The organism is Streptomyces sp. NPDC055966 (assembly GCF_042269865.1).
Lineage (GTDB): Bacteria > Actinomycetota > Actinomycetes > Streptomycetales > Streptomycetaceae > Streptomyces.
The window spans coordinates 166530-180242 of record NZ_JBHJYK010000018.1 but is presented as its reverse complement, the minus strand read 5'-3'; the positions used below and the strand labels follow the sequence as shown (position 1 = coordinate 180242).

At 72.6% G+C, this 13713-nt stretch carries 11 protein-coding genes; 8 read left to right on the top strand and 3 right to left on the bottom strand.

Translation table 11 applies throughout. From position 1 onward, the window contains the following. The first annotated feature begins 47 nt into the window (after nucleotides 1–47). From ACFC8N_RS33180 to ACFC8N_RS33155, 6 genes are all read left to right on the top strand, one after another. A complete protein-coding gene (locus ACFC8N_RS33180; RefSeq protein ID WP_376292259.1) occupies nucleotides 48–1193 on the top strand; it encodes an ROK family transcriptional regulator in 1146 nt (381 codons plus the stop codon). Nucleotides 1194–1469: 276 nt separating this feature from the next. After that, complete coding sequence (locus ACFC8N_RS33175; RefSeq protein ID WP_376292257.1) at nucleotides 1470–2798, top strand: extracellular solute-binding protein; 1329 nt, start codon at nucleotides 1470–1472, stop codon at nucleotides 2796–2798. Nucleotides 2799–2915: 117 nt separating this feature from the next. Beyond that, the gene (locus ACFC8N_RS33170) at nucleotides 2916–3827 is read left to right on the top strand and encodes a carbohydrate ABC transporter permease (protein WP_376292255.1); all 912 of its coding nucleotides are present in this window, start codon (nucleotides 2916–2918) and stop codon (nucleotides 3825–3827) included. After that, the gene (locus ACFC8N_RS33165; protein WP_356029567.1) at nucleotides 3824–4726 is read left to right on the top strand and encodes a carbohydrate ABC transporter permease; all 903 of its coding nucleotides are present in this window, start codon (nucleotides 3824–3826) and stop codon (nucleotides 4724–4726) included. Before ACFC8N_RS33170 ends, ACFC8N_RS33165 begins: the two co-directional genes overlap by 4 nt. 2 nt (nucleotides 4727–4728) lie before the next feature. Next, nucleotides 4729–6447 (top strand): hypothetical protein, encoded by a 1719-nt coding sequence (locus ACFC8N_RS33160; protein WP_376292252.1) that lies wholly within the window; start codon nucleotides 4729–4731, stop codon nucleotides 6445–6447. Nucleotides 6448–6518: 71 nt separating this feature from the next. Next, the gene (locus ACFC8N_RS33155; RefSeq protein ID WP_376292251.1) at nucleotides 6519–8348 is read left to right on the top strand and encodes a hypothetical protein; all 1830 of its coding nucleotides are present in this window, start codon (nucleotides 6519–6521) and stop codon (nucleotides 8346–8348) included. A gap of 3 nt (nucleotides 8349–8351) precedes the next feature. On the opposite strand, the gene ACFC8N_RS33150 is transcribed toward ACFC8N_RS33155, so the two are convergent. After that, nucleotides 8352–9014, bottom strand: a complete 663-nt coding sequence (locus ACFC8N_RS33150; protein ID WP_376292249.1) for a nucleoside/nucleotide kinase family protein — start codon at nucleotides 9012–9014, stop codon at nucleotides 8352–8354. Nucleotides 9015–9121: 107 nt separating this feature from the next. On the opposite strand from ACFC8N_RS33150, the gene ACFC8N_RS33145 reads away from it, so the two are divergent. Both ACFC8N_RS33145 and ACFC8N_RS33140 read left to right on the top strand, forming a co-directional pair. After that, the gene (locus tag ACFC8N_RS33145; RefSeq protein ID WP_376292246.1) at nucleotides 9122–9862 is read left to right on the top strand and encodes an HAD family hydrolase; all 741 of its coding nucleotides are present in this window, start codon (nucleotides 9122–9124) and stop codon (nucleotides 9860–9862) included. Further along, the gene (locus tag ACFC8N_RS33140) at nucleotides 9859–12222 is read left to right on the top strand and encodes a glycosyl hydrolase family 65 protein (protein ID WP_356029574.1); all 2364 of its coding nucleotides are present in this window, start codon (nucleotides 9859–9861) and stop codon (nucleotides 12220–12222) included. Before ACFC8N_RS33145 ends, ACFC8N_RS33140 begins: the two co-directional genes overlap by 4 nt. A 45-nt stretch (nucleotides 12223–12267) precedes the next feature. Here the strand turns inward: ACFC8N_RS33140 and ACFC8N_RS33135 are convergent, their stop codons facing one another. Then, nucleotides 12268–13161: a M56 family metallopeptidase gene (locus ACFC8N_RS33135; protein ID WP_376292243.1), complete on the bottom strand. Its 894-nt coding sequence runs from the start codon at nucleotides 13159–13161 to the stop codon at nucleotides 12268–12270. Further along, a complete protein-coding gene (locus tag ACFC8N_RS33130) occupies nucleotides 13158–13541 on the bottom strand; it encodes a BlaI/MecI/CopY family transcriptional regulator (RefSeq protein ID WP_356040217.1) in 384 nt (127 codons plus the stop codon). The genes ACFC8N_RS33135 and ACFC8N_RS33130 overlap by 4 nt, the downstream gene beginning before the upstream one ends. Between the last annotated feature and the right edge of the window lie 172 nt (nucleotides 13542–13713).

Here is a 13713-nt window from a genome sequence, read left to right as displayed (position 1 = left end):
TAACGAAGTACAGTGCGTCAAGAGTCCTCGCGACCTGTGGGAGAACCGTGGAACACGACGTGGTGGCGGCACCCCGGCTGACCGAGAGCGCGAGCGCGGTGTTCGCCGTGCTCGCGCAGGCGGGCAGCGCGACCCGGCCGCAACTGGCGAGCCTGGCCGGACTGTCCAAACCGACGGTGTCCTCGGCCGTCGCGGAGCTGGAGAGCGCCGGGCTCGCAGCCCCCTCCGGCACCGCCTCCAGCGGCACCGGCCGCAGCGCCGCCGTCTACCGGCTCGGCCCCGGAGCCGGCGCCGTCCTCGCCGTCGACCTCGGCCCGGAGCTCACCCGGGTCCGCGGCTGTGCGCTCGACGGCAGCCTGCTCGCCGAGGTCACCGCGCCCCGGGCCGAGGCCGCGGACGCCGTCCGCGAGGCACTCGGCGCGCTGCCCGCCGCGCTCCCGCCGCGCGCCATCGTCATCGCCGTCGGCGATGTCACCGCACCGTCCGGGAAGGGCGCGCAGATGCGTCCCGCGACCGCCAAGGCCGGTCCCGTCTTCGACGCCGTGGCCGTCGCGCTGCCCCCGGGCGTCCCCGTGCACCTGGAGAACAACGTCAACTGCGCCGCGCTCGCCGAGCTGCACGAGGGCGCCGCCCAGGGCCGTGCCACCTTCGCGTATCTGCGCGTCGGCGTGGGCGTCGGCCTCGGCATCGTCATCGGCGGACAGGTGGTGCGCGGGGCGAACGGCGCCGCCGGCGAGCTGGCCCGGCTGCCCTACCCCTGGGACGACGGCAGCGAGCCGCGCCTGGAGGCCCTGGAGGAGTACATGGGCGCGCGTTCCCTGCTGCGCCGCGCCGCCGAGGCCTGGCGCGAGACGGACGGGCCGTGCCCCAAGACCGCCGAGCAGCTGTTCGCACTGGCCGGCGAGGGACGGGCGCCGGCCCGCGCCGTCGTCGCCCGGCACGCCGCCGACGTCGGCCGGCTGGCCGCCGCCGTGACCGCCGTGCTGGACCCCGGGCTGATCGTGCTCGGCGGCAGCACCGGCGCGGACCCCCGGCTGCTGCCCGGGGTGCGGGCCGAACTGGCCCGGCTGAGCTGGCCCACCGAGGTGGTCAGCAGCACGGTCGGCGACCTGGGCACCGTCGTGGGCGCGGCCCGCCTCGCGGTGGCCCGAGGTGTCCGAACCGTGACCGAGCCCGGGCGGCGGAAGGATTGACGGCTTCCGGCCCGTTCTGCCAATGTCCGGACAAGCGCTTTCTAAGCCGGTCGGGACGTCGGCTTGGGTCGGCGTCCCGACCGTACGCGAAGTACGGCAGCCGCACGAGGGCGAGCTTGTGCGACGACGGCACTCATGGCCGGGGATCCCACCCGCGAAGGCGACGCGGCCGGGCGAGGCCGCGCCCCCGGGAAGCGAAATTTCACCTGCAGAATGCACCCGTGCCGCCTCGGTCGGCGCCGTGCTCCGTCCCCCTACGACGAAAAGGGATCGAAGATGACCAGTGTGGGTGTGCGGCGCTCCCGCCGACTCGGCCGCGGCGGCATACGCCGCGTGGTTCCCCTCGCTGCCGTGGCCGCGGCAGGTGCCCTTCTGCTCTCCGCCTGCGGGTCGGGGTCCGGCTCGGGCGGCAACTCCAAGTCGCTGACGTTCTGGATCTCCACGGTTCCGGGGCAGGACGCGGGCTGGAAGAAGCTGGTGGCGCAGTACAAGAAGGAAACCGGCGTCGACGTCAAGCTCGTCAACATCCCCTACGACGGCTACCCGGCGAAGCTCCACAACGCCGCTCAGGCGAACGCTCTGCCGGACGTGGCGGACGTGCCCGCGCTGGACCCGATCTGGTCGAACAAGCTGCTCGACCTCAGCTCCGTCGCCAACGACAAGAGCAACAACATCAACGGCAACTTCCTCGCCAAGGACTCGTCCGGGAAGGTGCTGTCCATCCCCTCGGACGTCACCGCGTCCGGCCTGTACATCAACGAGACCCTGTTCAAGAAGGCCGGCGTCTCCTTCCCGGCCTCGCCCCAGAAGACCTGGACCTGGACCGACTTCATCAAGGCGGCGAACACGGTCCGGGAGAAGACCGGCGCCAAGTACTCCCTGACGTTCGACCAGTCGCCGTCCCGGCTCCGCGCCATGGTGTACGAGATGGGCGGGCAGTACGTCCACGCCGACTCCTCCGGCAAGTTCTCGGTGGACGATGCGACCAAGAAGGCCGTGAACTACTTCGTCGGACTGAACGACGACAAGACCATGCCGAAGTCGGTGTGGACCAGCGGCGCCGACCCGTCGGCCATGTTCCAGAGCGGTGACGTGGTCGCCTACTGGTCCGGCGTGTGGCAGGTTCCCGCCTTCGCGGAGAGCATCAAGAAGTTCGCCTGGGCGAGCGTCCCGACTCCCGCCGAGCCGGTCCAGGCGAGCGACGTCAACAGCGGCGGCATGATGGTCGGGTTCAACAACAACGGCGCCGCGGCCACCGCCGCGCAGAAGTTCCTGGCCTGGGTGTACGCGCCGAAGCAGTACACCGAGCTGGTCGAGTCCTCCGGGTTCCTCCCCGTCGAGAGCGGTCTGAACCCGAAGTACCCCTTCACCTCCGAGGCGGCGCAGGCGGCGTTCAGGCTGTACAACCAGGAGATCCCGCTCTACGCCCCGATCTCCGGGTACTTCAACACCGCGCAGACGAACTGGGTGCTGAAGGGCAAGAGCCTCACCACCGACCCGACCAAGACGGAGCTCGGCAAGGCGATCAACGGCCAGCAGTCGGCCGACAAGGCCCTGGAGAACATCGTGGCCGGCTACAACCAGCAGGTCGGCGGCGGGTCGTAGACCACAGGGCCGGGCGGCGGGGCCGAGACACCGCCGCCCGGCCCCGGCCGCCCACGTGACGCCGGGCTCATGGCGTGAGCCCACAGGAACCCCTTCCACCAGCACGGAGTCAGGAAGATGACAAAACGCGCCTCGGACGTGTCCGCGAGCCCGCCCAGGAGACGCCGCAGCTACACGATCGCGCCGCTCGTCCTCATCGCGGCCAACGTCGTGCTCTTCGCGCTGTTCTTCGTGTGGCCGGCGGTGATCGGGCTCGTCTACTCCTTCACGAACTACACGGGGGTGGGGGCGTTCCAGTTCGTCGGACTGGACAACTACAGCAACCTGTTCGGGGACTCCTCCTTCTACGACGCGCTCACCCGGACGCTGCTGTACACCGTCCTCTTCGTTCCGCTGAACTTCGCGCTCTCGCTGCTCATCGCCAACATGCTGGTGAGCAAGCACGCCAAGGGCACGTCGGTCGCCCGCGTCGTCTTCTTCATCCCGTGGCTGCTGTCGCCCATCGTCGTGGGTGTCCTGTGGCGGTGGCTGTTCGGCGAGAACTTCGGACTGGTCAACTACGTCGTCGAGAAGCTCGGCGGGCACGCCGTGCCGTGGCAGTCGAACGCGGACCTGTCGCTGCTGGTGGTGGTGATGGCGGCGTCCTGGGCCTGGACGGGCTTCTCGATGCTGCTGTTCATCGCGGCGATCAAGAACGTACCGGTGTCGTACTACGAGGCGGCCTCGCTCGACGGCGCCGGCCCCTGGCGCCAGTTCATCAGCATCACGCTGCCGAGCATCGCGCCCACTTCGTTCATCGTCATCCTGCTCAACACGATCAACGCGATGAAGGAATACCCGCTGTTCGTCTCCCTCAACAACGGCGGACCCGGAACGTCGAACAACCTGCTGGTCCAGTACATCTACCAGACCGGCTTCCAACGGGGCCAGATCGGCTACGCGAGCGCCGCGTCGTTCGTGCTCATGCTCATCCTGATGGCCGTCGCGATCGTCCAGCTGATCGTCAACCGGCGGGTGGAGAACCGATGACAACCACAGACATGCCACGCCCGGTCGACGCAGGTCCCGGACGGGCCGTCTCGAAGAAGCGGACCCGCAGCGCGGGCAGCGGCGGGGTCCGGCGGGCGGTGTCCGCGACGACACTGCTGTGGATCCTGGCGTGCCTCTACGGGTTGCCGGTGCTGTGGTTCATCCTCAGCTCCCTCAAACCGGCCGGGGACCTGTTCTCCTATCCGCTGACGCTGGTTCCGCACCACCCCACCCTGTCGGGATACCTGACGGCGTGGCGCAGCGCCAACTTCTCCCAGTACTTCGTCAACACGACCCTCGTGTGCGTGATCACGACGATCCTCACGGTGGGAGCCAGCTGCTGCACCGGGTACGCGCTGGCCAAGTACGACAACAAGTGGCTCAAGGTCTTCTTCATCTGCATCCTGGCCACCACGATGCTGCCGTCCGAGGTCATGCTCGCCCCGGAGTTCCTGGTGGTCCGCAACCTCGGCCTCTACAACTCCTTCACCGGCATCATCCTCCCGGCCGTGCTCACCGCGACCGGATGCTTCATGTTCCGCCAGTTCTTCCTGACGGTTCCCGACGAACTCGTCGAAGCCGCACGCATCGACGGCGCCCGCGAACTGTCGATCTTCGTGCGGATCATGGTGCCGCTCTCCCGGCCCATCATGCTGACCCTCGCCATCCTGTCCTTCCAGTGGCGGTGGAACGACTACATCTGGCCGCTTCTGATGCTCAACGACCCCGACAAGTTCACCGTGCAGATCGGCATCCAGAGCATCGTCGGCGCGCAGAACATCAACTGGTCGGTCCTGCTCGGCGCATCGGTCATCTCCATGATCCCGCTGATCGTCATCTTCCTGGTCTTCCAGCGCTACGTCATGGGCGCCGACATCAATGCCGGACTGAAGGACTGACCGTGCCCACCCCGCTCGACCACGAGTTCGTCCGCGCGGTGGCCCGCGCCGCCGACCGGCTGGCCGCGCCGCTGGCGGCCGGCCCCGACGAGGAACCCGCCGGTGTACCGCACCGCGGCCTGGCACGCCGGGCGAAGACCCTGGTCGCGGCGTACCGTTCCCCGCACTCGGCACTGCACGGCAGCAGGCAGGCCGTCGCCGCCACGCTGACGCACCTCCGCGCCCTGCGGGCCGCGCAGACGCCCTCAGGCCTCTTCGCCGGCGGCGACAACGTGCAGTCACCGCCGGACTCCGCGTTCACCGTCAACGACGTGTGCGACGCGCACGTCCTCGCCGCCGGCGCCGGGCCCGAACTGCGCGACGTCACGGCCGCGCTCGCCGAGATCGCCCGCTCCGCCTCCGGCAGTCTCCTGACCGGCGGGGTGCACACCCCGAACCACCGCTGGGAGCTGTGCGCGGCGCTGGCCCGGCTGCACCGGTCGTTCCCCGACGGCCGGCTGCTCGACCGCGTCGAGGAGTGGCTCGCCGAGGGCGTCGACATCGACGCGGAGGGCCTGTACTCGGAACGGAGCGCCAACTACGCGGCCCACGTGTCCAACCCCTCCCTCCTGCTGCTGGCCGGCGTGCTCGGCCGCGCCGACCTGCTGGACGCCGTCGAACGCAATCTCGCCACGACCCTGGACCTCATCAGGCCGGACGGCACGGTGGAGACCGTCCACTCGCGACGGCAGGACCAGAACCACCCGTTCCCGCTGGCGCCCTACCTGCCGCACTACCGGCTGCTCGCGATCCGCACCGGCCGAGGCGACTTCAGCCGGGCGGCCCGGCTGGCGGCCGTCGGCGGCATCGAGGACCCCGGCCTGCTCGCCGAGACCCTCCTCACCCCGGACCTGTGCCGCGCACTGCCCGCACCGGCCGCGGAGACCCTGCCCCGTGACCGGTACCTCACCACCGCACGCCTCGCCGCCCGCGCTTCGGCCGGCGCGCACACGGTGGTGTACGGCGGCTCCGACGTGCCCGAGCACCGGCGCATCCGCTCGGGCCTCGCCTGCAATCCCACCTTCCTGCGTCTGTTCGCAGGCGACGCCGTCCTCGACGCGGTCCGTCTCTCGCGGGGCTTCTTCGACATGGGCCCGTTCCGCGCCGCCGGCATGCAACGCCTCGCCGACAGCCGCTACCGGCTCACCGAGACCCTCTCGGCCGCCTACTACCAGCCGCTCCCGCCGGGCCGGCGCCGGGACGACGGCGCCTACCGGATCGCGGACGAGGGACGCTTCTCGGCCGCGATGGCCTTCCCGGACCGGCCTCGGGACGAGGTCTCCCACACGACGCGCGTCGAGGTGGACCTGCGGGAGGACGGTGCCGACCTGCGGATCGACATCCGCGGACCACGGGTGCCCTGGGCCCTCGAACTGACCTTCCGGCCGGGCGGCGTGCCAGAGGGCGCCGTACCGATCGGCGACGGACGCTGGTGCCTGACGAGGGGGCCGATGACCTACCGGGCCGGCGACGACGAGATCCAGGTCGAGGCCGGCGTCGAGGCAGGCGAACCGCTTGCCGGGCCGGACCGGAGCGACGTACTGCGGTACGACCCGGGTCAGGACCACACCGTGGTGGGCGGCACCGATGCGACGACCGGGAACCGCGTCTACATTGGTGGACACGGCCCGCACACACTGACCGTCGCACTGCGCGCCCGCCGGCCCGCACCTGTCGTGTGACCCCGACGACCCACGCCATGGCCACCTCAGGCATGAAGGGCTGATCCCCGTTGCGCCTCCCGCCCCCTCCCGTGCACCTCCCCCGCCAGCTCCGCCCCCTGCACGACCTGCCCGACACCCCCGAGGCGTACGACGCCGTCCTCGCCGATGTCGTCGAGCAGGCCCTCGCCCGCCTCACCCCCGAGGGCAGCCTCGAACACCCCGACGCCCTCGACGACATCGGCGACACCTCGCTCGGCATCACCGCCCTGCTCGCCCTCGCCTGGCAGCGCGGCAAGGACCCCCGGCTGCCCGAGGCCGTCCGCCGCGGCCTCGCCTTCCACCTCCGCGAGCGTGTCTACACCGGGGACAACCCCGGATACCCCAACCTGCGCCTGACCAACTCGGGTCTGCCGTATGCCCGTTATGTCCTCGAAGCGGGTGCCCACCCCATCGGCGACTGGCCCAGCACGGTCTGGGCGTTGCTCCAGGCGGTCAACCTCCTCGACCGGGCCGAGGGCCTCATCGACGACGAACAGCACGCGAAACTAGGGCAGTTGGCCCACGGCTACTGGCGCTGGCTGACCGAGGCGACCTTCTTCAACCCGCAGGAGGCCGGCAACCAGGCCATCGGCTGCGTGGTCGGCGGTCTGATGCTCGCCCGCCATCTCCCGGAAAGGGAGGGGGAGTCGGTACGGGCACGGGCGCTGAGACTGTACGCCGAGGAGATCCGCGCCCACCGGGTCCGCGACCGGGGCGTCCTGCTGCCGCCCGAGCACGGCGGCGCCTACGACAACAACTACGGCCCCATCTCCCTGTCCTTCCTCGCCCAGGCCCACCGGGTCAGCGGCGCGGAGATGTTCGCCGAGGACGGCGACACCCTCGCCCGCTACCTCGACGCCCGGCTGACCAGCGGCGGCTACGACTGCGGCGGCCCGCGCTACAGCGAACAGCACTCCGGCTTCGAATCCGTCCTCGGCCTGCGCTACTTCGGCGCGCGCATCGGCGCCGACCTGGGCCGCTACCGGGGCGACACCCGCTGGGGCCGGCACGCGGTCCAGGATGACGGCCGGATCGACGGGCACTTCGCCTTCATGCTGGTCTGGCAGATCCAGGACCCCACGCGCTGGCACCGCACCCCGTCGACCGCCGTCGCCCGCCACCAACTGCGCTCCGGCACCGTCTCCGTGGCCTTCGACAGCCGGATGACCCCGGCCCTGATCGAGGCCGCCGGCACCTACTACCTGCCCGCCGCCGTGCACCGCCGGCACGGTTTCGGCCCGGTCACCGACGGCTTCCTGCTGTGCCGCCCGATGGGCGAGGTACGGGTTCGCGACGTCCGCGCCGACGGGCTCGCCGCCAAGCTGGTCACCAAGCCGGTCGTCGGCCGCGACCACGTCCTGCGCCACGTCCGCTCGCTGTACGTCACCGACGGCACGCGCCTGTGGGTGACGGTCGCCCTGGAACGGCTCGACGCAGCGCCGTACCTGCTGTGCGGGCTGCCGTACGCCGCCGACGACGGCGACCGGGTGCGCCGCGTCGCCGAGGGCGAGGTGACGTCGGCGGGCGCCCTGCGTCTCACCCACCCGGCGGCGGCGGGCGACGACCACTTCGACGCCCGCGCCGAACTCACCCAGGAACAGGCCGCGTTCGCGCTCGCCGCCGACCCGCGCGGCTACGGCAACCCCGACGAGGGCTGGCGGCACCTGGTCTCCTCCACCGCCCTGGAGGCCGGCCCGGCCCCGGGCGCGCCGCAGGGGCTGCACGTGTTCGCCGTACGGTACGGGCCGGGCGGAGCGTTCGCGCCCGTCCTGGAAGCGGCCGGGGAGGAACTCACCGTGCGCACCGAGGAGTTCACGGCGGTCCTCGGCCCTGTGGCCGGGGACGAGCGGGGCGAGCCCGCGCTCACCCTGCGCCGCTGAGCCTCAGCGCTCGCGGAGCACGACGGCCGGGAGCGCGGCGGGCGGCACCACCAGGTCCGCCCGCCCCCGCGTCGCCGCCACCAGGTCGGCGTTGCGCTGGTCCGTGCCCAGCACCCAGGCCACGGCGCTCTCGTGGTCCTTGCCGAACTCCTCGTGCCGCGCGACCAGTCGGCCGATCCGCTCGTCCTCGGCGATCTCGCAGAACCACACCTCGTCCAGACACGGCCGCACCCGCGCCCACGAACCCTCCGCCACCAGCAGGTAGTTGCCCTCGGTCACCACCAGCCGGGCGGCCGGCGCCACCGGGATCGCGCCCGCCAGTGGCTGCTCCAGGACCCGCTCGAACCCGGGCGCGTACACCACCTCGCCGGTGTCCTCGCGCAGCCGGCGCAGCAGCGCCGCGTACCCGGCCGCGTCGAAGGTGTCCGGGGCGCCCTTGCGGTCCCTGCGGCCCAGGCGGTCCAGCTCGGCGTCGGCCAGATGGAAACCGTCCATCGGGACGTGCGCCGCCCAGGGCGGTCCGTCCCCGTTCAGGGCGCGCACCACCTGCTCGGCCAGGGTCGTCTTGCCCGCGCCGGGGCCGCCCGCGATGCCGAGCACGGCACGCCGGCCGTCCCGGACGAGGCCACGGGCGCGATCGAGAAGGTCGTCGAAGGTCAGCGGCACACCGCACAGTGTGGCACCGCCGCGCGCGCCTCGGACTTTGCCGAGAAGTACCCTGCGGTGTGGCGTGCGCCACCCCTCGAACGCCGATCGTGGGGAAGAGTGCCGGTATGACTCAGCTCGGTCTGCCAGAAGCGATCCAGGCCTGTCTGTTCGATCTCGACGGGGTCGTGACCAAGACGGCCCTCGTGCACGCGGCCGCCTGGAAGGAGACGTTCGACGCGTTCCTGCGTGACTACGACGGCGAGACGGGGCGGCCGTTCGACGCGGACGCCGAATACGACGAGTGCGTCGACGGCCGCCCCCGCGCCGACGGCGTGCGCGCCTTCCTCGACTCGCGCGGCATCCACCTGCCCGAGGGCACCCCCGACGACCCACCCGGGACCCGCAGCGTCCACGGCCTCGGCAACCGCAAGAACGCCCTGCTCCTCGAGAAGATCCGCACCGGCGGCGTGGAGGCCTACGCGGGCACCCTGCGCTATCTGGAGGCGGTGCGCGCCGAGGGGCTGCGCACGGCGATCGTGTCCTCCAGCGCCAACTGCCGCGACGTGCTCCGCGCGGTCGGCGCCGAGCACTACTTCGACGTGCGGATCGACGGGGTCGTCGCCGCCGAGCGGCACCTGCCGGGCAAGCCGCACCCCGACACCTTCCTCGCCGCCGCCCGCGACCTCGGCGTCGAGCCGTCCCGTGCCGCCGTCTTCGAGGACGCCCTGGCCGGCATGGACGCGGGCCGCTCGGGCGGGTTCGGGTACGTCGTCGGCGTCGACCGCGTCGGCCAGCGCGAGGCGCTGTACGCGCACGGCGCGACGATCGTCGTGAACGACCTCGCGGAGCTGGGAGGCAAGGAATGATCACCGACCGGTCGTACGCCGTCGAGCCGTGGGCCGTCCGCGAGACCGCCCTCGACCTCGGCGTCCTCGCCCAGAGCGAGTCGGTGTTCGCGCTGTCCAACGGCCATGTCGGCTGGCGCGGCAACCTCGACGAGGGCGAGCCGCACGGCCTGCCCGGCAGCTACCTCAACGGCGTGCACGAGGTGCACCCGCTGCCGTACGCCGAGGCCGGGTACGGCTACCCGGAGTCCGGCCAGACCGTCATCAACGTGACCAACGGCAAGATCCTGCGACTGCTCGTGGACGACGAGCCGTTCGACCTGCGCTACGGCCGGCTCGTCGCCCACGAACGCGTCCTGGACCTGCGCCGCGGGGTGCTGGAGCGGACCTGCGAGTGGACCTCGCCGGCCGGCTCCACGGTCCGGGTGCGCTCCACCCGGCTGGTGTCGCTGACCCAGCGCGCGGTGGCCGCCGTCGCCTACGAGGTCGAGGCCGTCGGCTGCCGCAGCCGCGTGGTGATCCAGTCCGAACTGGTCGCCAACGAGACGCTGCCCGCCTCCGACGGCGACCCGCGCGCGGCCATGGCCCTCCAGTCGCCGCTGGAGCAGGAGGACCACTTCGCCGCCGACCAGCGGCTGCGGCTGGTGCACCGCACCAAGCGCAGCGGTCTGCGCGTCGCCGTGGCCGCCGACCACGTCGTGAGCGGCCCGGAGCGTACGACGACCCGCAGCGAGAGCGGCTTCGACGTGGCCCGGCTGACCGTCACCTCCGTGCTGGAGCCCGGGCAGACGCTGCGGGTGGAGAAGCTCGTCGCGCACGGCTGGTCCGGCACTCGCTCGCTGCCCGCGATGGCCGACCAGGTCGACGCCGCCCTCGCCGCCGCCGCGCACGACGGCTGGGCGGGGCTGCTCGCCGACCAGCGGGCCTTCCTGGACGACTTCTGGGCCCGCGCGGACGTCGAGGTGGAGGGCGACGAGGAGATCCAACAGGCCGTCCGCTTCGCCCTGTTCCACGTCCTGCAGGCCGGCACCCGCGCCGAGCAGCGCGCGATCCCGGCGAAGGGCCTGACCGGCTCCGGATACGACGGGCACGCCTTCTGGGACACCGAGATGTTCGTGCTGCCCGTGCTCACCCACACCGCGCCCACCGCCGTCGCCGAGGCCCTGCGCTGGCGGTACAACACCCTGGACGAGGCCCGCGAGCGCGCGGCCCAACTCGGCCTCGCCGGCGCCGCGTTCCCCTGGCGGACCATCGCCGGACCGGAGGGCTCGGCGTACTGGCCGGCCGGCACCGCCGCCTTCCACGTCAACGCCGGGATAGCCGACGCCGTCGTCCGGTACGTCGAGGCCACCGGTGACGACGGCTTCGAGCGCGAGGTCGGCGCGGAACTGCTCGTGGAGACGGCCCGGTTGTGGCGCTCGCTCGGCCACCACGACACCCGCGGCGACTTCCACATCGACGGCGTCACCGGACCCGACGAGTACAGCGCGGTCGCCGACGACAACACCTACACCAACCTGATGGCCCGGCGGAACCTGCTCGCGGCGGCCGACGCCGTCGAACGCCACCCGGACCAGGGCGCCCGGCTCGGTGTGGACGCGGAGGAGAGCGCGGCCTGGCGGGACGCCGCCGCGGCGATGCACGTCCCCTACAACGCCGAACTCGGCGTCCACGAACAGCACGCCGGGTTCACCCGCTACCAGCGCTGGGACTTCGCCGGCACCCGCCCCGGCCAGTACCCCCTGCTCCTCCACTTCCCCTACTTCGACCTCTACCGCAAGCAGGTCGTCAAACAGGCCGACCTGGTGCTGGCCATGTACACCTGCGGCGACTGGTTCGAGCGGGGCGACGCGGGCGCGGCCGAGGAGCAGATCGCCCGGAACTTCGCCTACTACGAGCCGCTGACCGTCCGGGACTCCTCGCTGTCCGCCTGCTGCCAGGCCGTCATGGCCGCACGGACCGGTCATCTCGACCTCGCCTACGCCTACACCGCCGAGGCGGCCCTGATGGATCTTCAGGACCTGGAGCACAACACCCGCGACGGGCTGCACATCGCCTCGCTGGCCGGCACCTGGATGGCGCTGGTGGCGGGCTTCGGCGGACTGCGCCGCGACGGCGAGAACCTGCGCTTCGCACCCCGGCTGCCCGAGCGGCTGAGCCGGCTCGCCTTCCACGTCCGGTTCCGCGGCCGCACGCTGCGCGTGGACATCGGACCGGACAAGGCGACGTACGCGCTCCTCGCCGGCCCGCCCCTGACCCTGCGCCACCACGGCGAGCCGCTGACGGTGACCACCGCCGACCCGGCCGTCCGCGCCGTTCCGCCACCGGTGCGCCGCCCGGCCCCCGAGCAGCCGCCGCACCGGACGCCGCACGCGGACTGAGGCCCGGCGGCACACGCCGCGCGGGCGCGACGTGTGCCGCCGGGCTCAGCTCAGTGCGCCGGACAGCAGCCCCATCAGATCGCCCGTCGCGTCGGCGGCCAGCAGGGCGGGCAGGGCGCCCAGGGCGAGGACGGCCGCGGCGGCGGTCCACAGGCGTGGGGGAGGGGTGGTCTGGAGGGCCGCGATCCGGCGGGTGACGGCCCGGTCGGTGAAGCCGAGGGCGCAGGCGGCCCGGGCGCGGCCCGCCGTGAGCGCGGCCCGGGCCAGCGCGCGGGCGGTGGTCCGGCGGTCCCCGACCAGGTCCGCGGCCTGCTCGTCCGCCCAGCGCTCCACCAGGAACGCGACGGCCGTACGCACCGGGCGCAGCAGCGGATTGGCGGCCGCGGCGAGCGTCACCGCCGTCACCAGCGCCCCGTGCCGGTACGTGAGATGGGCGCGCTCGTGCGCGAGCAGCACCCGGCGTTCGGCCGGGGTCAGTGCGCTCAGCATCGCCGAGGTCACCAGGATCCGGCCGGGCCGGCCCGGAATCGCGAACGCCTGGGGCACCGCGGAGGCCGCGACGATCAGCTCGGTGTCCGCCGGCTGCCCTGCGCACAGCCGCCGCAGCGCCCGCCGTGTGGACCGCTCGGCGCGCACCGCCCGGTGCAGCCGTACGGCGACGACCAGCAGCGCGGCACTCGCGCCGAGCCCGATCACCTCCGGCACCGGGTCCATGACCGGACGGCCCGCCTCGCGCGCCTCACGGATCACCGGCGGGGCGTCCCCGAGGAGCGCGGCGGCCAGCAGCACCAGCGACCAGGTGGTGGCCGCGGCCGTCAGCATGGCGGCCGACGCCAGTACCGGTGCGGCCAGTGCCGGGGCGACGCGCCGGGCGATCACCGGTCCGACCAGTGCCAGCAGCAGGGACAGCACCAGCGGTCCGTACACGTCGAAGATCATGCGCCGCCCCCGGCGAGCACCTCGCGCAGCGCGCGCTCCTCCTCGGGGCTCAGCCCGGTGACGAACTGCTGGAGCGCGGCGATCGGGTCCGGGCCCCGGTCCAGGGCCTCGTGCATCGCCTCGGCGGTCAGCTGGGCCGCGTTCTTCGCCGGCCGGTACGCGCCGCGCCGCCCGGCCGCGTCGCGCAGCACCAGCCCCTTGTCGTACAGACGCTTGAGGATCGTGTGCACCGTGTTGTAGGCGAGCGCCCCGTCGACCTCGGCCTGGATCTCCGCCGGGGTCAGCGGCCGCTCGGTGGCCCACAGCGCGGCCAGCACCTCGCTCTCCAGCTCCCCGGCGCTGCGCCGCTCCGCCCTGCCGCGGGACTCCGTGCCAGCCATGCCCCCACCTTACAGCGCGTAGTGCGTGGGCCGGATGGGCCTGTCCGTCCGACAAGAGGCAGCGATACGGGGTAGTTTGGGGGTGTTTCCCCTTGGCCCTACAGGCTGTAGGGTTGCAGGGGCTCGGCCCGCCACGGGGCAAGAGGGGTGATCATGGCCGCCAGTGCGCACG